This is a genomic window from Maribellus comscasis, assembly GCF_009762775.1.
In the GTDB taxonomy this organism is placed as follows: domain Bacteria; phylum Bacteroidota; class Bacteroidia; order Bacteroidales; family Prolixibacteraceae; genus Draconibacterium; species Draconibacterium comscasis.
In genome coordinates this window covers 3901768-3926447 of the sequence record NZ_CP046401.1, presented here as the reverse complement: position 1 = coordinate 3926447, position 24680 = coordinate 3901768, and the positions used below count along the sequence as shown (strand labels likewise).

Below are 24680 nucleotides of genomic sequence, written 5' to 3'. Positions count from 1 at the left end.
AAAAGACTTCTTTAAAGCTCTTTTGCTTTAAACTCATCGAGTACTTTTTGAACCGAGCCATGTAAAAGCAACAAGCGTTTCGCCTTTGATTCAGCATATCCAAGCTCATCCATAATCATTTTTGTACCTCTTTCAATCAGTTTCCGGTTTGTTAACAGCATGTTAATCATCTTGTTCCCTTTCACTTTACCCAGTTGAATCATCAACGTTGTGGTTATCATATTCAAAACCAGCTTTTGTGCAGTACCTGATTTCATCCTGGTACTTCCGGTAACAAACTCGGGGCCAACAATAACTTCAATCGGTATATCTACATTTTGGGCTAGAACCGTCTCTTTGTTACTTGTTATACATGCGGTTAAGATCTTATTTTCGCGTGCTTTTTTTACAGCGCCAATTACATACGGAGTTCCGCCCGAAGCTGCTATTCCAACTACCGTATCCAATTCATTGATTTTATACTCTTTTAATATCTTCCAGGAAAGATTCTCATCATCCTCCGCCGATTCAACAGCTTTCCTGATAGCCTGGTCTCCACCCGCAATTAATCCCACTACCAAACCATAACCGACGCCGTATGTTGGAGGAATTTCTGAAGCATCCAAAATTCCCAACCTCCCGCTGGTTCCGGCACCAACATAAAACAAGCGCCCGCCTTTTTTTACCCGGGGAACAACTTCCGCAACCAATCTCTCAATTTGCGGAATAACTTTCCCTACTGCCGGTAAAACTTTTTTGTCTTCAGAATGAATTCCTTCCAGAAGCTCACGGATCGACATTTTTTCCAGATTATCGTAATTCGAGCTCGACTCAGTTATATTTACCATCTGATTTTTACTTTAATTTTTTGTATGAAATTTTATTAATCCTTTCAACGGCTCCTGCAAAACAATTCCGGAATTAAGCTTATTTTCCAGCAAAACAGCCCTCAGAACATCTTCAAAATAAAACGCAACAGAACCAACAAAACAAACGGGATGTATCTGACAGCCTGAATATTGAAAAACATTCCGAATCAAAAACTCTTCGAATGACTTTTCCACTAATTTTTTACAGTAATCATTTTGAATATTCTCGTGGATGAAAGGAACAAACGAAGCCAGAAATTTATTGGGGCGTTCTTCTTTGTATACCTTTTGAAGATAATCTGCGTATTGAAAAGGATGACTCTGACGAAATTTTTCCACCAAAGTTTCGGGCATCAAACCTTTTAAAAAATCGGACAGAATCTTCCTGCCCAAAACAACTCCTCCGCCTTCATCCCCTAATATAAAACCAAGAGGAGGAACGTGCTCAACGATTTTTTCTCCGTCGTATAAACACGAATTTGAACCGGTTCCTAAAATACAGGCAATACCTTTTTTGTTTTGAAGCGTAGCCCGTGCAGCAGCAAACAAATCGCTGTTGGTTTCAATTGTTGCTCCGGGGAACAATACTTTCAACGCGTCTTCAACGACTTTAGCAATCTCCGTGTTTACTATTCCTGCTCCGTAAAAATGAATGCTTCTTACCCGCCCGGAGAGATTCGGAATAAGTTCCAGTTTTAATTCTTCTACAATATCCTCTGTCGTCCTGAAATAAGGATTTATCCCGTTGGTTAACAAAAATTCTGCTTTATTTTTATCAGAAATAAAACACCATTTCGTCTTAGTAGATCCGCTGTCTGCAATTAAAATCATGCTTCAAAATTAGAAAAATTAACGTGTCAGACTTTTCATTTTAAGAAATCAGTAAAATGGTTTTTTGCTATTTGGGTAATGTATACATTTGCTAAATTAAAAAATTGAATTTACCAAAATGCGATATTTGCTGTTTCTTGTCACTTTCTTTCTGGTTTATACTATCGAGGCCCAGGTTTACTCTCCCAAATTTGAATTCCGGGCTGTTTGGGTCGCTACAGTAAATAATATTGACTGGCCGTCAAAATCAGGACTTTCAACAGAACAGCAAAAAAAGGAAATTACCGATATTTTAAATCTGCATCAGGATTTAGGAATGAACGCCATAATACTGCAAGTCCGCCCGGCAGCAGATGCATTTTATCCTTCAAATCTGGAACCCTGGTCGCGTTACCTTTCAGGAATACCCGGGCAAGCACCCGAGCCTTTTTATGATCCTTTAAAATTCTGGATCGACCAATGCCATAAACGAGGAATGGAACTCCACGCCTGGTTAAATCCATACCGGGTTGCACAAAAAGCAGATGAACCGCTGGCAGGAAACCACATCGCATTTGAACATCCGGAGTGGATTTTAAAATACGGCAATAAACTCTATTTTGATCCCGGATTGCCACAAACACGCGAGTTTGTAACTTCGGTTGTAAAAGACATCGTTTTACGCTACGATGTGGATGCCATTCATTTTGACGACTATTTTTATCCTTACCCGCTTGCGGAAGAATTTCCTGATACTACTTCATTTAAAACATACAATCGAGGTTTCTTTCCGGAAAACAAGGCCGACTGGCGACGCGAAAACGTGGACATTATTATCGAAATGCTCAACGACACCATTAAAGCTGTTAAACCGTGGGTGAAATTCGGAATCAGCCCTTTTGGTGTATGGCGTAACAAAGCAGATGATCCGCTTGGTTCAGACACCAAAGCAGGTGCAACCAATTACGACCATTTGTATGCCAACATTATTAAATGGCAGGAAAAAGGTTGGATCGACTATTGCCTGCCACAGTTGTACTGGCAAATTGGTCACCCCCTGGTGGATTTTGAATTGCTTGCCAACTGGTGGAAAAACCATGCATACAAGCGGGCGATGTACATTGGCCATGGTGTTTACAAAAGCGACCCGGCATCAACAATAAAGGAGTGGGCCATGGCCGAGGAACTGCCCAAACAGATACAAACACTTCGGAAAATCAGGGGAATTGGAGGTTCCGCATTTTACAGCAGCAAGCATTTCTTGCGCGATTTAATGGGATTCCAAGACAGCTTAAAAAACCACTTATACAAAACTACGGCGCTTGTACCACCCATGCCGTGGCTCGACAGTATTCCCCCACAACCGGTTGTAAAAATCAAAAAAAGAGGCAAAAAAATAAAATGGGAAGTTTGTGATGCCGAAGACGAAATGAACACTCCTGCAAGAGTTCTGATTTATATCAATGAAAAAGGAACAAACCTGGATATAGATGATCCCAACTCTTTTATTTCAATTTTGAAGGGAGACGAATATCAATTTGAACGCCTTAACCGGAAAAAGAAAAAATACGAAGTTCGTATTTCATTACTCGACCGTTTAAATAACGAAAGCGAACGAAGTAAACCGGTTGTACTAAAATTATAGTGAAAAATGTCTTTCTCAGAAAGAATATTGTAATTTTGCTTCACTAATCGGTCTGTAGCTCAGTTGGCAGAGCAGCTGACTCTTAATCAGCGGGTCCAGGGTTCGAATCCCTGCAGACCGACAAACATTATAAATCATTCAAATTTTCTCTGAAATATTCGTTGATGTTATAAGAACTTTGTGGCACATTAGATAAATTAACTTCAGGTAATTTTTGTTTCATTTTCAATTTAATTTCAGAATATTCATCCTTAGACGCTATATTTTCCCACTCGTTTGAATCATTCTTTAAATTATATAATTCCTCACTTCCGTCTTTATAATGAATATAGTGCCAATCATCCCAATAAACAGAATGGTTTTTAAAACCATAAGTCGTTATAACACATTTTTGTGCTGCCTTTACCGGGTCGTGAAGAATTGAAAACAAATCAACGCCTTCGTTTTTAGGATTGGGTGGCAATTTACATAAACCGGCCAAAGTGGGATAAATATCAATTAGCCCGGCAGGTATTTCTGATTTTTGACTGACTTTGATTCCAGGCCCGGCAAATATAAGCGGAACGTGTGTTGCCCTCCGCCATAATGAATGTTTGGCGAACCGATTTTTTTCTCCTAAATGATATCCATGATCTGACCACAAAACAATAATCGTATTGTTTTTATATTCACTGTTCTCCAATGCATCCAGAACACGTCCTACCTGGTAATCAGTAAAAGCCATACAAGCCAGATAAGCCTGGACAATCTCTTGCCAATAATTATTTTCAATGGCCCATTCTGTTGTTGGCATCGGAGGAACGTCCATCACCTGTTTTGCAAATTCAGATATATCATTCATATCATCCGGATCGAAAGGAGGTGTTTTCATTTGGTCAACAGAAAACAGATCAAACCATTTTTGCGGAACATACCAGGGAACATGCGGACGAATAAAACCAACGGCAAGAAAAAAGGGTTGGTCATGTTTTTGTTTTAACCGTTCGATGGCCCAGTTTGCATACTTATCATCAGGCATTAATGAATCATAAACCGGATACGCCCCCCAATCTGTTGATGTTCCTGATGGTTTACCAAACCATGCCGGATCATATTTAAACCTCTTTTGGGGCTTTGGCCCAAACATTTCATACACCCCACCATATTCCTGGAAACATTTTGCTTTATCTCCTAAATGAAAAAGTTTCCCTATTCCCATCGTTTTATACCCAAATTGCTCAAAGTAATCAGGTAAAAATATTACTTCATTTGTCGTTTCATTACACTCTTTTATTTTGTCGTCATCAATCATGGCATAAATACCGGTTGTACTTGGAAGAAGTCCTGTCATTATTGATGCTCTAGACGGGCCACACAAAGGAGCCTGGCAATGGGCATTATTAAACAAAATTCCACTGGACGCCAAACGATCAATATTTGGGGTTTGAACATTGGGAAAATTTTGCTGGCACCCTGACCAATCGTTTAAATCATCAATGGCGATAAACAATACATTGGGTTTCTCCTGAGCAGATATTTCCATTGAAAAGAGCAGGCCAAAACAGACAAATACATATTTGAGAGCATTACGTATCATCATGGTTTTAATATTTTGGTTTCGAATCTAAAATCAGTACTATAATTCTTCTAAATTTAACAAAGAAAATGCATAAGACGATTTAAGTTATCTTATGCATTTTTCCTAATAAGGATACGCTTAATATCCGGGGTTTTGGATAAAATCTGTTACGTCGATTTCTGTCTGAGGAATCGGGAACAAATAATCTCTGTTCAAATCAACGTTATGCGGTTCCATTGATTCGGTGGATAAAAAAGCTTCATTTATTATTCCCCAACGTTTAATGTCGTACCACCTTTTGAACTCAAAAGCAAACTCCAGTCTTCTTTCTTCTCTTACAAGCTGAATGAAATCATCGGTGCTTATAGCTGTTGTTGGTACATCTGCCGGAAAATCAGTTGTTGTGCTTCCGTTGTAACGTGCTCTTGCTCTAATCTGATTAATGTATCCAATTGCTTCAGGGGTGGCTCCTTCTGACTCTGCAATTGCTTCGGCAGCAAAAAGTAATACATCAGCATAACGATACATGCAGTAATGATGGTCGCTTGAGCGGTCGTCGCCCGCTTCCTGTGGTCCCGGATATCGGAAATATTTCGCAATATGCGGGCGAGGCACCCTAACCGCAGCGTCCACCAAAGCGGTTACTACTCCGTTGTAAACAACAGTATCCTCAAAACATACTTTTTTGCGGTAATCCCTGTCATCCCACGACTGATAAACTTTTAACGATGGAACTGCTACTGATAAACTTCTGGGCGCCAAATCCCTAATTCTTGTCAGATTAATCATCCCATCAGCCTGGTTATAATTACCATCGTTCAATGTATTTTTTAATTCATAGGTAAAAATAGGCTCCTTTAGTGAAGCTATTACTTCTGCATTAAATAAGTCCTGGTAATTCGTCGCAAGGTTATAATCGAATACAGCAGCATTATCAATAACATATCTTGCCTCGGTTGCAGCTTCCGAATATCTTTCTAATGTAAGGTAAACCTCAGCTAATGCGGTAGCAGCACTTCCCTTGGTACCAATATTTCTAACATCAGGTGAATTTTTTACAGGAAGATACTCCTTGGCAAACAAAAGGTCATCTATAATATACTGGTATATCTCATCCGAAGGTGTGCGTTCAACAGCGTCAAAAGCTTCTGCGCTTTCAATGGGAGAATCCAGATAAGGAACATCTCCAAATGCTCTGACGAGATGAAAATAGGTAAAAGCTCTAATGAATCTGGCTTTAGCCTCTAACTCATTTTTTACAGCAGCCTCATCTTCTATGCTTCTGGCCCCTTGTATTGCTGTGTTTGCTGCCGAAATAGATTGATACAAACGCTCCCAGCTGGCTGCTACTAAACTGTTTTTTGCGTCCATGCTAAATTCATTCAGTGCAATTCTGTTACCATCTGTATTTCTGTCTCCGATATCTACCATGTCGCTGCGAAGCATTAACCCCAAGAAGTAGTATTTTTCAACCTGAACAGTTACCCATTCAGCATAAGCACCGTAAACTGCAGCCTCCACATCGGAGGCCGTTTCGAAGAAGCCTTCAGGAGCCATTAAACCCTTTGGATCTTCTTCTAAATCAATGCATCCAACCAATGTAAGAGTTATAAAAAATATAAGTAATATATGGTTTAACTTTTTCATTTCATTTCTTTTATTATTCTCTTTTTAAAATTCAAGGTTTATTCCAATTGTATATGAAGTAGTAGATGGGTAGCTATCGTAATCTAAGCCAAGATTAACGTTACTCGATTTGTATGCTACTTCCGGATCAACTCCCGAGTAGTTGGTAAACGTTAAAAGGTTTTGTCCACTAACATATACACGGGCATTGTTTATTTTTAATTTTTTTAGTAGCGATGAACTAAAGTCATATGCGAGCGAAATATTTTTCAATCTCAGGAAAGAAGCATCCTCTACAAATCTCGAGGAGACTCTTGAAACCCTGCCAGCTGCTGCTTTGGGGACGTCCGTTACGGTATTTTCCGGCGTCCACCTGTTTAAAGCATCTTTTGTTGCATTTGAATTTCCGCTTAAACGATCCAGATCCAATTTTACAAGATTCATCATATCTCCACCTAAATACGACTGGAAAAATATATTCAAAGAAAATCCTTTGTATGAAAAATCATTATTTAGCCCCAGGATTACTTTGGGATTTGGATTTCCTATGATTGTTCTGTCGTTATTGTCAAGAACTTCGTCGTCATTTAAATTAGCGAATCTTTCACCTCCCGAGGTCGTTTCAAATCCTCCTCCCGGAATAAATGTATCTCCTTCCTGATAAACACCTTCATATATAAATCCGTAAAATGACCCAACAGGTTCTCCCTCCCTCAAAATAGACGTCTCCATACTTCCCCCGGTAGCACTGGGAGCACTCGAATATATAATATCCACTCCTCCCGGTAGCTCTACTACTTTATTACGATTTAAAGAGATGTTGAAGCTGGTGGACCATTTAAAATCATCAACCAGGTTTTTTGATTCAAGTTGAATTTCATATCCTTTGTTTTCGATGACGCCCAAGTTTTCCAACCGATTTTGAAAGCCGGAAAATGCCGGGATTGGAACGCTGAAAAGTAAATCCTTGGTTTTTTTATAGTAATAATCTGCCAAAAGATTGACTCTTCGATTAAGAAATCCAATGTCCACACCGATGTCGAATTGCGAGGTTGTTTCCCATGTTAAATCTTTGTTTGCAATCGATGTCGGTCTTACAGAACTAACACTGGTATTATTTAAAACAAAAAACGAATTAGATATTCTGGCTAACGACTGGTAGGCGCTAATTGCCTGATTTCCGGTCAACCCGTAACTTGTTCTTATCTTCAGGGAAGAAAGAATTTCATTTTGGGGCCAAAATTCCTCGTTGTGCATATTCCAGGATAAAGCACCCGATGGGAAAAACGACCATTGATTTCCTTCACTAAATTGAGAGGCTCCGTCATACCGGCTTGACAAAGTGCATAAATAACGATCATCAAAATTATAGTTTATGCGTCCATAGAAGGAAGCTATTTTCGACTCGGAGTAACCTGACTCCGGAATTTGCAGGTTTGTTCCTACTCCTAAATTCCAAAATCCGAGAGCGTCTGTAATAAAACTTGCATTTGCTGCTGAAAATGATTCATTCCTGAACAATTGATAAGAATAGCCACCAGTGAGAATAAATTTGTTTCTTTCATTAATAGCTAAATTATAATTCAGATATTGTTCCGTCAGAAAATTAAAGTTTCTCCTGTGGCTCATTCTGGCCAACCCATTATATTGCTCTCCTAGATTTGAAATTTTGTTTGCATATGAACCATCTCTTGTATTTTGGATAATTGTTCCGAATGTTGAATTGAAAGTCAGGCCTTTGGTAACGTCGATTTCTGCTTTCAAATTGAGCTGGATATGATCCCGAATACTTTCGATGTCCCTTCCGTCTATGGAAGCCATCGGATTTTCGAAGGCTGCGATACCCACTTTGCTTTTTGTGTAAGTACCATCATCATCAATTATCCCCTGGTTGGGATCAAAACGTTGAGATGAAGCAATAACTCCGGAATTTGTAACACCATTACCACTTTGCGAGATTACACCATCGTTTTTTGTGCTTTGCAATAATGAGCTGAAATTGAGCCTGAAATAATCTGACAGGTCGAATTTTAGATTGGTTGTTAACGAGTATCGGTTAAAAGCAGACGTTTTAATTACTCCTTTTTGATCGTTATAAATCCCTGAGATATAATATTGTGACTTTTCACTCCCTCCGGAAACCGATACCTGGTGATTCTGCATATGTCCTTTTTGAAAAATCAGATCTTGCCAATCCGTATCGACAGTTATATTATCCGGATCATAAAATTCATACCCTCTGGCGTCATTTATATAATCAACAAATTCTTGTGCATTTAAAACTTCTACACGCCCTATTTCTTCCTGAAATGAGTAATAGCTATTTACCTTAACGGTTATTTTACCAACATTACCTAATTTTGTTGTTATCATAACTACTCCGTTGGCACCTCTTGAACCGTAAATGGCAGACGCAGATGCATCTTTTAAAATTTCGATTGATGCTATATCTTCCGGAGGCGGCATCGAACCTCCTACCAAACCATCTATTACAAAAAGAGGGTTGCTGCTGGCATTAATAGAAGTTGCACCACGTACCCTGATCTTATAGTCTCCGCCCGGTTCTCCATTGACAGACTGAATTGTCACTCCTGCAACTCTTCCCTGCATTGCTTGTAATGCGCTGTTTGCAGGGAGTGCAACGAGATCTTTTTCTTTTATATTTGCAACAGAACCAGTTAAATCACTTTTTTTAACCGTTCCGTAGCCAATGGCAACAACCTCTTCGATGCCTATTGTTTCCTCTTCCATTACAACATCAATGGTTGTCCTTCCGGCGACTTCTATTTCCTGTGTTTTCATTCCAACAAAAGAAAAAACAATAATTGCACCGGATGACACATTCTGTATTGAATATTCTCCATCAATGTTGGTAATCACACCATTGTTGGTCCCTTTAACAAATATCGTCACTCCCGGAATCGATTCGCCATTTGAATTTGTAACCTTTCCTGTTATTACTGATTCAGTCTGTTGTACCGGTAATAGCTCTAAAGGCGAAATAATTATCTGCCTGTCTATAACTGTGTAACCTATCTCCTGCCCACTAAAAATCTTGTCAATGATATTGGTTATCGATTCATTATTTACATTGACATCAACCTTCTTTTCGACATCAATTAATTTGTTGTTGTACAAAAAATAAAATTCACTGGAATTTTCGATTTCTTTTAATACTTCCTTAATCGAACTGTTTTTTAAATCGAGGGTAAGCTTCGTTTTCTGAGAATATGTTTCTGTTGCAAAAGCACTTAACACAGAGAAACATATAAAAAATACGACCAGTTTCATAGTCATAATGAATTTAATTAAGAGCCTCTTTTTGAAGCCCGTTAGGTTTACTTCTTTTTTCATAAATTTGTCAAGTATTTACATTACACATTAATAATTTCCTGAACTGATACTTCAGGTGAATTTTAACAGGGAAGTGCGTCAACACTTTCCTGTTTTTTCTACTACGTTTTAATCATAAGCTTCATTTTATTGGTATTATTTTTTCAAAATTGTTATAATTCGTTTACTGTAAGAGTTATCAGAAAGTTTTTGTGCGGGGGTGATCTTATAGGATATTGGAGAAGAAACGCTTAAAAGCCGAAGTACCTGTTCCAACGGTTCGTTTACAAATGTTGCTGTAAAACTATAGGTTTCGATTTCACTATCGCCGATTTCAATTTTAACATTATACCATTTTTCAAGTTTGTGTGTAACCGACTGGATCGGATCATTAAAAAATACGATCATCCCGTCTTTCCAAGCAACATATTTCTCCAGTGAAATTTCCTTGTGGTGGATTAGCTCACCTTCTGTCTTTTCGTATTCTGCTACTTCATTGGGATTTAACACCAGCAAATTCTTATCGGTTCCCGATACTGTTTTAAACAGACTTACTTTCCCTCTTTCAAGTGCTACCGTTGTGGAATGGTAATCGTCGTAGGCCGACACATTAAATTCGGTCCCCAGAACCTTAACATTTATATCTGTTGTTTTCACGATAAAAGGTTTCCGGGAGTTTTTGGTAACCTGAAAATAGCCTTCTCCATTTAACTCAACACTTCTTGTATCCATATCGGAAAACGAACCGGGATATTTCAATGTGCTTCCGGAATTAAGCCAGACTAAAGTTCCATCGGGCAAATTGATTTGCGATTGTGTTCCAAAGGCAGTTCTAATTTCCTGATAGATTGCCTCTTCAACAATTCTATTTTCCTTATTGATAAAAAAATAATATGCCAATCCGGAAAAAAAGATCGACAAAATCAAGACTGCGGCAGCTTGTCTGAGGTATACAATATATCGTTTTTTATTACCAAATGCGGGAATTCGCCTTTTCGTTTTCTTTAAAGCTCCTTCAACATTTATGGATCCGGACATCACCAAATTTTCCGACCGTTCCCATAAATTTTTATACGAATCTAATTCTTTTCTATTTTCCGGAGATTGAGACAACCACTGATCTAAAATTGCCTGCTCACTTTTATTAAGTTCCCCTGAAATTTTCTTAATAATCAGTTGCTCAATCTGCATAGATTCATTATCCATTTAATCCATATTTTACCTTTTGACGAAACAAAACAGATAATACCCTATGTCAAAAAGCAATTTTTTTACAAATGGGTTAATTTATAAAGTATTATAACAATTGGGAGATAATCTTTTAATTCAACACGTAACACTTTCAATGCCCTCGACATCAACCCCTCAACAGCCTTTACAGAAATTCCCATTCTTTCGGCTATCTGGGTATATGAAAGGCCTTCAAAGCGGCTGTATTCAAAGGCTTCTCTGCTTCTTTCTGGTAACGATGCCAACGCTATTATCAACTTTTCTTCAAATTCGTGGTATAAAACTGTATCTCCGGTAGTGTTCTGTACATTTTCAACTCCGGTCTTTTGGTGTAGGTTCGCTATTGATTTTGATTTTCTTAAATAGTCGATACATTGATTTCTGACCATTAAAGACAGATACGATGCAATGTTTTCGATTTTTGCTGCATTACTGCGTTTTTCCCACAATTTAATAAAACATTCCTGAACCTGGCTTTGTGCAATATCAAGGTCTGAAACATAAGCAACTGCCTGTGCACAGAGCGCTTTATAGTATTTCCTAAAAATAAAATCGAATGCCCTTTCTTCTCCATTCCGAAGTTCAGCTAACAAAAAATTGTCAGGATAGTTAGTAGTTTTCGACATCAATACTATGTTATGAAATACAATGGTACAAATTTAAAAATAATTAGATGCCTAAAAATAGTACAAAACCCTCTGTTTTAAACCATCTTCTGAAACTTTATCACAAAATGAAAAAGTCTGTTAATTACACTTTTATAGAAAACCAAATCGCTGCAGAAAGGCAATAAATACTATACTCTAACAAAATCCTCAGCAAAAAACTAACAATTTTGCGACAAAAGATAAAATCATAAAAAAAAGAGCTTACTGAAAAATACAATAAGCTCTGATATTAAATTTAGTTGGATTTGAAAGTGTTCGTTTTCAAAAAATTATATTCAATATTCTTGAGGTTACTTATTTATTTTAATTTCATAACCACAATTTATTTGAGTTTGATCGAGGGCCATACCAATAAACATAGGATATAACCAGTTTTTGTATCGCCCCCAAACCTCTCCGGAATAACGGGGCATAATTTCATTTTGAATTTCGGGGATTAAAGGGGCCGCCCTGTCTCCAATCAACCTTGTACTGATGGCTGCCTGTAAAACCATCGGTTCAAAATCGAGCTTTAACATTTTTGCCAGGGTATCCAAAGCTTTTTTATCGTTCTGCCTTTTAATTTTTAATTCGGCTGCTTTTATTGCCACACTTTCAGCATTATCATCAAGTAAAGAAGTAAGGATGTCATCTGCCGCAGAAATATCTCCTTCGAAAGCATCGAGCGCAACTACTGCCCAGTAGCGAACTGCACTGTCTTCATCTTTTAGATAAGGAATTAATTCTTTAACGTCTTCTATTTTACCAACTTTTTGAGCCGCTTCCAGAATCCTTGCAAATTCCTGATCCGAGCAATCCCGTGCCATTTCAAAAACGCTGGTATGAGATTTTTTTGCTCTTTGCATCATTTCACCTTCATTAAACAAACCGGTATCATGATGTTTCAACATCCAGCTGTTCAGCTTTTCACTTAAATTGGCAACCACATCCTGTAAATCATTTTTGTTAATTAAGTTATTTTGTTCAAAAGGATCATTTTTAATATCAAACAATTGTTCCGCGGGTTTCCGCCGGAGCATCTTTTGGGTGCCTTCAGGCAACTGCCCCAATTTCTCAAGCCGGTGTATTTCTTCATAACTCCCCGCTTTATGAAAAATAATTGCATTTTGAAAATAGGGCATCTGTGGCATAAAATTCCTGACATAAATATACCGGCCATCACATACCGAACGAGACATGTCATAACAATCATCCGCCCTGTCGCGGTAGCCATATGTATATTTTTTTGATTGACTTTTCTCCCCCAAAAAGTTTTTACCTTCCATCATCTCCGGCACTTGTGCTCCGGCAAGAGAGATTACCGTTGGTGCAAAATCTACAAAGCCTACTATCTGATCCGTTTTTGGCGTATTAATATTAGAAACCAGGTACTTGTATTTTTCCGGCACATGAAGGACAAAAGGTACCTGCAGGCCCGAATTGTCCAGCCAGCGCTTGTGCCCCGGAAGACCATGTCCGTGATCAGAAAAAACAAAAATTATGGTGTTGTCCAGCAATCCGTCTTCTTTTAACTGTTCCAACAGATGAGCAACATCGTTATCGAAAACAGAAAGTAAATCGTACATGTGTGCCCAGATTTTTCTCATTTTCGGACTGTCAGGAAGATAAGGAGGCAACTTTGCCTTGTCCGGATCGTGATGTTCTTTCAATTGCGCTGTGTCCTCACTACGCAAAGCATTAATCGGCCCTTCATGGGTAATCATAAAATTAAAAACGCTGAAAAACGGTTTTCCTTCCGGTCTGTTTCGCCAATGGGCTGTTTTGCTGCAATCGTCCCACCGCCCTTCAAAACTAAAGTTGTAGTCTGTTTTTACGTTGTTTGAAGTGTAGTAACCGGCGCCCCTAAGAACTTCCGGCAATATTTTCATGTCTTCAGGAACAGGGATATCTGAACGTAAATTCTGAGTTCCCAAAGAAGGTGCATACATTCCCGTAATTAATGTTGTCCGGGCAGGGGCGCAAATCGGCGCATTGGAAAAAGCACGGGAAAAAATAATCCCCGATTTTGCCAGTTTGTCGATATGGGGTGTACTGGCATATTCATCGCCATAACACCCATAAATGGGACTCAAATCTTCATGCGATATCCAAAGAATATTTGGCCTTTCTTCCTGTGCTTCTGAATGAGAACAAAACAGAAAGCTCATAAAAATTATAGTAAAAAAAACATATCTCATAATTGTAATTTTATTGGCTGTTATTCATCAAAGTCGTTTTTATCTTAACTGTCCATTTTTGTTTTTTAGCTAAAGAATTTCTATTGCTATCGTTTCCGATTTTATTGTTTCTGAATGTGCTTTTATTTTAACTAAACCTGTTTTACCTGTTGACTGTAACAACAACATTACTTTTCCTCTGAACGCCCTTCGTTTGTTCGTTTTATAGTTTGAAAGATCGATTGGATCTCCGTTATCGATACCAATAATTTTTGCAGGTCCGTCAATCTCGAATTCAATCTTGTTATTTGCCATTGGGCAAAAAATACCGTTTTTATCTGTTATTTCCGCGCTGATAAAAACAACATCTGTCCGGTTCGCGTGAAGTTTTGTTCTATCTGCCGAAAGTTTAATTCCTGCCGCTTTGCCAGACGTAATTTGTTCTTTTTCTGCAACAATTTTTCCATCCCGTTTGGCAACAGCATTTATTGTTCCCGGCGTGTATGGAACCATCCAAACCAGTTGCTCATCTTTATATTTCTGCGTTCCGAGGGATTTTCCGTTCAGAAAAAGTTCCACTTCATCGCAATTGGTATATACTACCACCGGGATTTTTATTCCCTCTTTCCCGGGATGTGTCCAGTGCGGAAGAATGTGCACCATGGGTTCTTCTGTCCACATACTCTGATACAAAAAGAAGTGGTCTTTTGGAAAACCGCAAATATCGATTACCCCAAAATTCGCAAATCGGCTTGGCCAGTCGTTTGTTTCGCCAAGGTAATCAAAACTTCCCCAACGGAACTGGCCCATTACAAAATCAAGATCGCGTGTACGCTGCCAGGCTTTTCTGGCACTGCTACGAACTGATGCATTATCGTAAGATGATTGATAATATAAATAAGGTTCATACTTTTTTGTAATTTGAAGAGGGAATGCTTCGTCATTTTTATACCATGTTAAACATTTTTCTTCAGGAAAAACTTCATTTTTTGCCAAATCAGGGATGGGATAAATTCGTTTTTCCAGCCCACGCATGGTTCCGTCCCAGCTTTGTTTTTCCCACATCGCAGGGAAATCGCGCCGCCGCCACTGTGTTGTTGTGCGATATACACCACGGGTTTGGTAGGTATGTGGAACTTCTGTACAAACCACCGGAATATCGGGCTCACGGGAATGAAAATCTTCCAGTACATTTTTTTCCTCACCATCCCCATTGAATCCTTTTACATCCAAAAGGGAGGGTAAATTATCTCCTTTCATATTGCGGGTTGGATCGATACCTCCCTGTGTTACCGGTCGTGTTGGATCACACTGATGAAAAAAATCCACCAGTTGTTTTTGAGTTTCCCGGGTAGGCTTTCTTACCTCATTTCCGATGCTCCACATAATTACAGAAGGATGATTCCGGTCGCGCTTAATAAAATCGGCAGCATCTGTTTTCCACCATTCTTCAAAATAAAGTCCGTAATCGGAAGCTGCTTTTTCTGTTTCCCAGCCATCGGTGAATTCATTCATAACCATCAGCCCGAGGCTGTCGCAAATGTCATAAAATGAAGTAGAAAAAGGATTGTGTGAAGTGCGTATGGCGTTACATCCCATCTCTTTCAATAGTTTTAAGCGGTACAGCCAAACATCGTCGGGAACCGCAGCTCCTACAGCTCCTGCCGTATGATGATCACAGACTCCTTTTAATTTTGTGACTTTCCCGTTTAATTTAAAACCTGAATCCGGATCAAACTCCAATTTTCGGAAACCTATTTTTTGAATGTTTTCATCCTTCAACTTTCCTCCCTGGTACAATTCTGTTTTTAATTCATACAAATACGGATTTTCCGGCGACCAAAGATGTGGATTTTTAAGAATTCCACTCAATTCAATAATATTGTCTCCTTTTTCTGCTGGTTTAAATTCGCTTGTTATGCCCGAAACTTCATTTCCTTCTTTATCAAACAATGTTAACTTAAGCTCCATTGTTTTTCTACTATTCCCTTCATTTACGATGTTAACAAAAGCATTATAAACCGATTGCCCGCTGGTGACATCGGGCATCGTAACACGTACACCCCAATTTGCAATATGAACAGGATCCTTAATTTTTAACCAAACATGCCTGTAAATTCCGGAACCGGTGTACCAACGGCCCGACAAGGGTTTGGAATGATCTACTTTTACGGCAATAATATTTTCTCCTTTTTTCAGATAACTGGTCAAATCATATTCAAAACCCACATAACCATTGGGCCGGTGACCAAGATGGTGACCATTAATCCAAACATCGCTGTTCATGTAAATGCCTTCAAAATAAATTTTCACCTGTTTCTTTTCCCATTCGGGCGACCAGATTAATGTTTTCCGGTACCAGCCAATTCCGGCAGGGAGAAAGCCCGACTGCCAATCACTCCCATTTTCCTGACTGTATTCTCCTTCGATACTCCAATCGTGAGGAATATCCAGTACCCGCCAGTTTTCAGTTTTGGTTTCCGGCAATTCGCCATTTTCAATATCCCCCAAATAAAATTGCCAGTCGAAATCGATTTTCTGAGGCGAAGGAATTATCTCCGGCTGTTTTTCACAAGCCCATAAAAACAGGGGAGTCAGGAACAACCAGAATAGTGATTTTTGCAGTCTCATTTTTACATTTAGTTGATTTTATATCTTAAAAATAGAAAAAGCCGGCGTTAACGGTTTCAATTCCAAATTACTTAATAATTGTGGGTGATTGAAAAGTAAACACTTCCGATTCAGTTCGTGCAGATTTTATCAGTTCCAGAAGTTCTTTTACAATCTCAGGATGTTCATCTGCCACATTGTGTTCCTCGCCAATATCTGTTGAAAGGTCGTACAATTCAGTTGTTTTCTTTTTGGGATCCAGTACATTGTTTTGTACCAGTTTCCAATTGCCTTTCCGTAAAGCTTTCCGACCACCTTTTTCATGAAATTCCCAGTATAAATAGTCGTGTTCTTTTTGCCCGCTTTCACTTAACAGTGTAGGAAGAAATGAAATCCCATCAATATTGTCAGGTGCTTTAATTCCGGCCAGTTCAGCTGCCGTTGGCATCACATCCCAGAAAGCTGAAATATGGTCGCTTTTTGTTCCGGGTTTAATTTTCCCGGGCCACCAGGCAATCATGGGTTCACGGATTCCACCTTCATATACATCACGTTTGTAACCTTTTAGCGGCCCGTTACTGTTAAAATAATCCGGATCGGCACCTCCTTCCAGATGCGGGCCGTTATCGGAGCTAAATATTACGATGGTATTGTCGTCCAATCCAAGATCTTTCAGTTTGGCAAGTACTTCCCCAACCTGTTTATCGAGCAGACCAACCATCGCAGCAAAAGCAGCATGTCCCTGTGGTTGTGTTCCGTAAGAACCATTTCTAAATCCGGGATCGCCCGGTTCGGCTCCTTTAAAACTTTTCTCGGGAAGTAGCTTGCCTTTATATTCTTTCATATATTTTTCAGGGAGCAATAACTCGGCATGAGGAATGGTTGAAGGGTAATAAAGAAAAAATGGCTTGTCTTTATTTTTTTCGATAAACTGTAATGCATGTTGATGAATCGAATCTGCAGCATACTCGGATAGGTTTGCCCCGGTATTTTCCTGCATAATTATCTTTTCCTGGTTGTTCCACAAGTGCGAAGGGTAATAATTGTGCGCCATTCGTTGGCAGTTGTAACCGTAAAATTCATCAAAGCCCTGCATGTTGGCGTCACCTTCTGAACCAGGATACCCCAGTCCCCATTTACCAAACCCGCCGGTAACATATCCCGCCTCTTTAAGCATTTCCGCCATTGTAAAGGTTGAATCGGACATGGGCCATTGTCCTTCGGGCTGCCACTCTTTATTTCCACGAATTGGAGTATGTCCGGTAGTTTGACCTGTCATCAGCGACGAACGCGAAGGGGCGCAAACCGTACAACCGGCATAATGCTGGGTAAACAACATTCCTTCACCCGCCATTTTATCGAGATTGGGCGTTTGAAAACGGCTTTGACCGTAACAACCCAAATCGCCGTAGCCCAAATCATCGGCCAGAATGTAGACGATATTTGGCTTTTGCAATTCTTCAGTTTGACTCTGTCTCTGGCAGCTACTCCCTGCAAATAACAATACCACTAAAAAAAACAACACTACTTTCATGATTTCCTTCTTATTTTAAACAGCTAAATATTTTTAATAATCTGTATTTATTTTTCTTTTATGCAGCCCCTGCCACTATTTTGATTTCTCCCGGGAATATTCCCCCGCCAGCGTGCTAAAACCTATTTCCACGCCATTGCGCATTTCCTCATAGAGCACCGGTTTTTCCTTTTTTACCCAATTGAGAACATCAACAGATTCCGGATGAACAGGATGAAATACGCTATTGACAGGCTCCATTTGGTGATCGTACTTTTGTGTTTTTATCCGCATCGAATCCAATATAGATTTATAAGATGGATCTTCTGCCAGATTTATTAATTCAAAGGGATCATTTTCCAAATTATACAGCTCTTCCTGTGGTTTACTTTTCTGAAAGAAAAAAGCCTGTGCCTTATTTAACTTATTTTCTGCATTAAGCGCACGCATTACATGCACCGCCGGACGATAAAACTCCAGGTAGGCCTGATGCGCATCATAAGGAATTTCGGGTTTATCGTTTCTAATGTATTCCCATTTGCCGTTGGTAACACATCTCGATTTCTCCATGATTTCATCCCAGAGATCGCGTGCTGCATACACCTCATCGCGTTTAAAATCATTTTTCAGAAAGGATTTTCCGGTAAGGTATTCTGGCATTTCTGCCCCTGCAACATCAAGAATGGTGGCGGTAATATCAGTGCTGCTTACAACATCAGTTCTCACTTGTCCTTCACTCAGTCCTTTTGGCCATTTCACAATAAGCGGAATGTGTATCCCCGGATCATGGAGATATCCCTTACCTAAGACATTACACCTTCCATTATCGCCAATAAATATTACAATCGTATTCTCAGCCATTCCTTTCTCTTCCAACTCCGCAAAAATCATAGCCACTTCATTGTCGATGTATTCCATCTGATCCAGATATTTAGCCCAGTCAAGCCGGATAACCGGATCATCAGCAAAATACGGAGGTAATTCAACGGAATCAGGATTAACCGGATGCGCAGATTCTTCGCGTACTTTGTCCCACCATTCTCCACGGTGGGTTGCCACCAATTGTATTTGTGCAAAAAATGGTTGGTCAGAAACCTCAAAGGTGTCCAGTTTATCAAAAATCCCAAATCTGTTTTTTCCGTCCCACGGGCCTGTTTGTTCAAATTTAAAATTTACATCGATTTTTCTCCCTTTTTTCATCACTCCATGATGCCCAAGAATACACGTGTAACCCGCTTCACGAAGCCAATAAGTAAAAGGTTTGTATGGTTCAGGAAGTACCACATCCCTGTTGCTACGATGGTGCTGGGCATTAATTTTTAACTGGTGAACACCTGTCATCATCGCTGAACGACTGGGAGAGCATATTGAATTGGTGCAAAACGCATTGGTAAACATTACTCCCTCCTGCGCCATTTTGTTCAACGCTGGAGTCTTCACGCCCTTCATTCCGTAGCATTCCAGATCTAGACTAATATCTTCAGCCATTAGCCAGATGATATTTGGTTGTTGTCGTTTCTCCAATTTTTCCTTTTCCCGGCAACTACTACCTATTAATAGGAGTATTATGAAAAAAAGAAACATGCCACTTTTCATATCTAATGAAAATTTAATTCCTTATTATTTTGGGCTGCCTTTTAAAAGATTCCAGAGACAGAAAACCCTTTTTACCCCTGGCAAATATGAAATTTATTTAACGAAAAACCCTGGTTATTAAAAAAGGATTTAAGCTTTTTATAAAAATATGAAGTGGCTGTAAAAACAACCACTTCCTGAAAACTACCTATTTTACCATCCTTCTGCCTGAGTGCAAAGCGGATTGGTTTGAATTTCTTTACTTGGTATAGGAAAATATGAATATTTTGATTGAAAATTAGCGGCTCTCTCTTCAGATGAGTTACTAATTTCAGTTTCTAACAATCCCCATCTGCGCAAATCGTAAAAACGTTCTCCTTCGCAGAAAAATTCAATTGCCCGTTGTTTTATAATATCGGCCATTACCTCATCGGTTGTGGATGAATTTTCAAGCAGACTAAGATTTGCCCTGTCACGGATTTGGTTTAAATATTCAATGGCTTTTGTTTTGTCGTTGGTATTTAATTCAGCTTCTGCCAAAAACAGCAAAACGTTAGCATACCTATAAGCCCGTACATTCAATTCCGATTCCGGCACAATTTCCTTCTCGAAATAATTTGCATAGGTATATTTACGTACATAAATCTTTGATTGATTGCTTGAACTAACCCCTTCAGTAAAAGGTTGCAAGTAGTAAATACACCCCGGATAATTCCAGGCCAGACCAGCTCTTGCCCGAATATCATAATCCCCGTCTTTATCCAATTCTGAAGTAAAAATATCAAGCATTTTTGGCGAGCAGTTGCATATGTCCCAGCCACCCAGGTCGCCACAGGCAAAAATGCGGTTGATTGGATTTGTCATCATCGTATTCGAGTTTTCTTCCCCCCATCTGCCTGTAGCTGCACCAACTTTTTCATAAGTAACCTCAAAAATACTTTCACTGTTGTATTCGGTTTCCAAATCAAAGTTCTTTGCATAATCGTCTACCAGAGAATAATTGTAAGGCGATTTTGTTAGGGGTTCGAGGGTAGAAATTGCCTTGTCCCAATTTTCCATATAAATATAGAGTTTACCTAAATATGCCAGCGCAGCACCTTTGGTAGCTCTTCCCTGATTTAACGCTTCTACAGGAAGCAATTCAGAAGCCTTTGTCAAATCACTTTCAACCTGTGCAAAAACCTCGGCCTGTGAAGATTTAGCCAAAGGAAAATCTTCGTTTGCCTGAGATGCAGTGAGGCGTAAAGGAACATCTTTGAACTCTTTCGCCAGAATGAAATAATTGATTCCTCTCAGAAACAAAGCTTCGCCAGTTACCTCATTTACAAAATCAGCTGATAATTCACTGCTTTCTATCTCTTCCAACAACAGATTTGCACGATAAATTGCAGAATAACACTCTTCAAACAGTCTTGCAACAAAATCATTATTGGGTGAGTTGATAAAAAGATAAGTCTGGTACTGGTCTTCTGTGTCGTTTCTCACAACAACATCATCGCCCCTGTAGTTTCTTATTTCTATTGATCTCACATTATAATATCCTCCGTTTGGATTTCTTAACGGAGTATAGGTTGCCGCCAAAGCCTGTGTAAAATCACTTTCAGTCTGAAAAAAAGTCTCCGTAGTAATTTTGTTTGGATTTACCTGATCGAGATAAGATTCGCATCCCGAAAAAATAAATAAAACTAGAAATGGCAATATTATTTTTATTTTCATGATTTTTAGATTTTAAAATGAAACATTTACCCCTATTGTTATTGTCCGTGGCAACGGATAACTGTATCGGTCAACACCGCGTTCCAAGGCACTTGAACTATTCACATCGGGTGTAAAACCTGAGTAATTTGTAAATGTGTACAAATTGTCAGCATTAACATATATTCTTGCTGTTTCGAAATACGGCACTATCGATTGAGGAATATTGTATCCGAACTGCAGGTTTGTAATACGCAGATAATCGCCACTTTCAAGAAAACGGTCAGAATCGGTTCGTGCATTTTGATTTGGATCCCCCCAAATCAACCTTGGGAAAGAAGTATTTGTATTGTCTTCACTCCAGGCATTCAGTGTCGCACTTGAATAGTTCGTCCCTTTACTTACATCTTCAAGATCGGGACGCATCGAATTGTATATTTTCGCACCAAAACTCGATTGTAATCCCAGAGATAAATCAAAGTTTTTCCAGTTAACCGAACCGTTAAAACCTAAGGTAAATTCAGGGAATGGGGAACCTTTGTAAACACGATCGTCGTCATTAATTTTACCATCGCCGTTGGCATCTTTAAAACGAATATCTCCGGGTTTGGCGTTGGGTTGAATCAATACACCATCTTTACTGTGCGCATCCACTTCTGCCTGCGACTGAAACAAACCATCGGTTTCAATTAACCAGAATCCTCCAATTGGGTATCCTTGCAGTGACTTTGTAGTATTGGCACCCGATTGGTTGGGCGTTCCGCTCCAGATTACCTGGTCACCTGTCCCCATTTTCACAACCTCGTTATTTACAGTACTTGCAACAAAGTTGAGTGAGTAACTCAGATCCTCAGAAACAAAATCGTTCCAGCCTGCCATAATCTCGAGACCTTTGTTTCTGATTTGTCCTGCATTTTTTAATGGATCGTTACCTGCACCTGTTGAAATTGGGATTGGAACATTTAACAAAATATCAGTAGTGTTTTTAACGTAGTATTCAACCGTTCCTGTTAATTGATTATTAAAAAAGGCCACATCTAATCCAATATTTGTCATTTCGGTATTCTCCCATTTGATAGACGGTGAAGCAAAAATCTTTGGAAAAGATCCATTCCACATGGTTGTTCCATCAATCAGGTAATTAATATTGGAGGTTACATCGGAAGAATACAAATAGTTACCAACCTCCTGGTTTCCAAGAACCCCATAACCAGCTCTCAATTTCAGCTGATATAACGGCTTGAAATCTTTCAGGAAATTTTCTTCGCTAATATTCCATCCTAAAGAAAATGAAGGGAAATTCCCGTATCGTTTATTTTTCAAAAATTTTGAAGAACCATCTCTGCGGATTGTTGCACTAAGCAAGTATTTATTTTTATAAGAATAAAAAACACGTCCCAAAATCGATGTTAGTGCTGTAACCGTTTCATTGCTTCCCCCGTTTGTTTCAGTGGCAGCATCAACCACGGTAATTCCGTCAGCCATGTATGAACCTCCCGCACTTACTAACCGGTATTTACTTTGCTGAAAAGTGTAACCGCCTAAAACAGTTAATTTATGGTCTCCAAACGTTTTGTCAAAAGTCAACAGATTTTCAACCAGGGTATTTTTAGTTTGCCCGCGGCTTTCTGTCATTTGATTATAAGCACTTGAAACTAAACCCATTTCATAATGAGGGGTGAAGTTGTAATTGTAATTCCCCCTTAAATCGGCATTCACATTTAATTTATATTGAAAATTAAACGGGAGGTCAACCATCATATACGTATTTACATATGTCTTGGTGTTTTCCCTCTCAGCCCTTTGCAAATTTATAATTCCCAAAGGATTAGCCCAGGTAATTGCATCCCCCCATGGTCCGTTATACCCACCGTCATTATCTTCGTTATAAATACTGTATGTTGGTATTGAGTTTAACATTGCTCCTACAATACCTCCTGCCCTGGTTACCGAACGCGTAACGGGGCTTGTTTGCTCGTACGATACCAAAAGGTTTTCACCGATGGTTACAATCCCTTTTTTAAACTCGGTTTTAACCTGGATATTCATACGTTCATAATCCGTATTAATAATAATCCCGTCCTGATTTGTATAACCTCCGCCAACATAGTACTTAAAGTTTTTACTCCCTCCCTGTGCCGACAGATTATAATTCTGCATCAATCCGGTTCTCATCAGTTCGTCCTGCCAATCGACATCAGCCTGCGGATTTAGAGCCATATCAAGAGCAGAATAGCCAGCTGCCTCTCTTGAAATCGTACTAATATTAATCCACTCATCAGCATTTAGTACATCTATTTTTTTTGTTGCATCCTGAAATCCAAGATTTGCCGATGCTGTAAAAGTAGGTGTCCCGGAAGTATCCGAACCGCTTTTTGTGGTTACAATAATAACTCCGTTGGCTGCTCTTGAACCGTAAATAGCTGCAGATGATGCATCTTTGAGCACATCGATTGATTCGATGTCGTTAGGATTCAAAAAATTAATGTTATCCATGTACATTCCATCGACAATATACAAAGGCGTGTTGTTATTAAAGGTACCAACACCACGAATCATAACACTTGAACTATTCCCGGGGTCGCCACCTGTAGAAACAATTTCCACCCCCGCAATTTTACCTTGAAGAGCCCGAACGATATTTGTGTTACTTTCAATGTTGAGATCTTCAGCTTTCATATTTGCAACGGCCCCCGTTAAATCGGCCTTTTTCTGTGTTCCGTATCCAATGGCAACAACTTCGCCAATTCCGATAGCATCTTCCTGCATTACAACATTAATATTGGTCTGATTCCCAACAGGAATTTCCTGTGTTTTCATACCAACAAAAGAAAACAGAAGAATGGCATTCTCCGGAATACTGCTGAGTGTGTATTGCCCGTCGGGGTTGGTAACAGTTCCATTGGTGGTCCCCTTAAAAATAACGGTTACACCAGGTAGTGGGACTCCTTCTGAATCAGTGACTTTTCCCGACAAAGACGTTTGCTGAAAGGTAGTTTGCGTTTTGGGTTCGCTGGGAAAAAGAGTAATCTGCCTGCCTATAACTTTATAGTCAATCCCGGCTTCGTTCAAGATTTCATCCAGAATAACTGTAATTGATCTGTTTTCAAACTTTGCAGATACCTTTTTGTCTACGTTTATTGTGGCGTTGTAAAAAAACCTGAATTCACTTTCCTCTTCTATTTTATTTAATACCTCTTCTATCGAAGTGTTTTCAAGATCAAGGGAAATTCTGGCAGATTGAGAGTAGGAATCTTTTGCCCAGGTTCCTAATACTGTTAGCAGAATAGTTAGTACTGTTAGTTTCATTTTTAACAATATTCTATATAAACAAGGTTCGAAACCATGCTTACATTCATTTTTTTTCATAATTTTAAATGTTTTGGTTTTTACTTCTATTGGTTAAAATCAAA

The 24680-nt window shown here is 39.1% G+C and carries 14 protein-coding genes and 1 tRNA gene; 2 read left to right on the top strand and 13 right to left on the bottom strand.

Going from position 1 to position 24680, the window contains the following annotated elements:
• Positions 1-11 precede the first annotated feature (11 nt).
• Positions 12-827 carry an N-acetylmuramic acid 6-phosphate etherase gene (locus tag GM418_RS15510; RefSeq protein WP_158867900.1) on the bottom strand — a complete coding sequence of 272 codons (816 nt, stop codon included), beginning with the start codon at positions 825-827 and terminating at the stop codon, positions 12-14.
• A gap of 12 nt (positions 828-839) precedes the next feature.
• Positions 840-1679, bottom strand: coding sequence for an ATPase (locus tag GM418_RS15505; protein ID WP_158867897.1), 840 nt, complete (start codon positions 1677-1679; stop codon positions 840-842).
• 118 nt (positions 1680-1797) lie between these two features.
• Here GM418_RS15505 and GM418_RS15500 point away from each other — a divergent pair, with 118 nt between their 5' ends.
• Both GM418_RS15500 and GM418_RS15495 read left to right on the top strand, forming a co-directional pair.
• Positions 1798-3303 (top strand): glycoside hydrolase family 10-like protein, encoded by a 1506-nt coding sequence (locus tag GM418_RS15500; RefSeq protein ID WP_158867895.1) that lies wholly within the window; start codon positions 1798-1800, stop codon positions 3301-3303.
• Between the two features lie 48 nt (positions 3304-3351).
• Positions 3352-3424: transfer RNA gene (locus tag GM418_RS15495), tRNA-Lys, on the top strand.
• A 6-nt stretch (positions 3425-3430) separates the two neighbouring features.
• On the opposite strand, the gene GM418_RS15490 is transcribed toward GM418_RS15495, so the two are convergent.
• The 11 genes from GM418_RS15490 to GM418_RS15440 form a co-directional block, all read right to left on the bottom strand.
• On the bottom strand, positions 3431-4882 hold the full coding sequence (locus GM418_RS15490) for a sulfatase (protein ID WP_158867893.1): 1452 nt from the start codon (positions 4880-4882) through the stop codon (positions 3431-3433).
• 117 nt (positions 4883-4999) lie between these two features.
• The gene (locus tag GM418_RS15485) at positions 5000-6508 is read right to left on the bottom strand and encodes a RagB/SusD family nutrient uptake outer membrane protein (RefSeq protein ID WP_158867891.1); all 1509 of its coding nucleotides are present in this window, start codon (positions 6506-6508) and stop codon (positions 5000-5002) included.
• Between the two features lie 24 nt (positions 6509-6532).
• On the bottom strand, positions 6533-9784 hold the full coding sequence (locus tag GM418_RS15480; protein ID WP_158867889.1) for a TonB-dependent receptor: 3252 nt from the start codon (positions 9782-9784) through the stop codon (positions 6533-6535).
• A gap of 192 nt (positions 9785-9976) precedes the next feature.
• Entirely contained in the window at positions 9977-11026 is a 1050-nt protein-coding gene (locus tag GM418_RS15475; protein ID WP_158867887.1) for a FecR family protein, read from the bottom strand.
• 65 nt (positions 11027-11091) lie between these two features.
• Positions 11092-11676, bottom strand: coding sequence for an RNA polymerase sigma-70 factor (locus GM418_RS15470; RefSeq protein WP_158867885.1), 585 nt, complete (start codon positions 11674-11676; stop codon positions 11092-11094).
• Between the two features lie 332 nt (positions 11677-12008).
• Entirely contained in the window at positions 12009-13895 is a 1887-nt protein-coding gene (locus tag GM418_RS15465; RefSeq protein WP_158867883.1) for a sulfatase-like hydrolase/transferase, read from the bottom strand.
• A gap of 69 nt (positions 13896-13964) precedes the next feature.
• Positions 13965-16505 (bottom strand): glycoside hydrolase family 2 TIM barrel-domain containing protein, encoded by a 2541-nt coding sequence (locus GM418_RS15460; protein WP_158867881.1) that lies wholly within the window; start codon positions 16503-16505, stop codon positions 13965-13967.
• 67 nt (positions 16506-16572) lie between these two features.
• The gene (locus GM418_RS15455) at positions 16573-18018 is read right to left on the bottom strand and encodes an arylsulfatase (RefSeq protein WP_158867879.1); all 1446 of its coding nucleotides are present in this window, start codon (positions 18016-18018) and stop codon (positions 16573-16575) included.
• Between the two features lie 75 nt (positions 18019-18093).
• The gene (locus GM418_RS15450) at positions 18094-19521 is read right to left on the bottom strand and encodes a sulfatase family protein (RefSeq protein WP_217447485.1); all 1428 of its coding nucleotides are present in this window, start codon (positions 19519-19521) and stop codon (positions 18094-18096) included.
• 264 nt (positions 19522-19785) lie between these two features.
• On the bottom strand, positions 19786-21288 hold the full coding sequence (locus GM418_RS15445) for a RagB/SusD family nutrient uptake outer membrane protein (RefSeq protein WP_158867877.1): 1503 nt from the start codon (positions 21286-21288) through the stop codon (positions 19786-19788).
• A gap of 12 nt (positions 21289-21300) precedes the next feature.
• Positions 21301-24576 carry a SusC/RagA family TonB-linked outer membrane protein gene (locus GM418_RS15440; protein WP_158867875.1) on the bottom strand — a complete coding sequence of 1092 codons (3276 nt, stop codon included), beginning with the start codon at positions 24574-24576 and terminating at the stop codon, positions 21301-21303.
• Positions 24577-24680 lie beyond the last annotated feature (104 nt).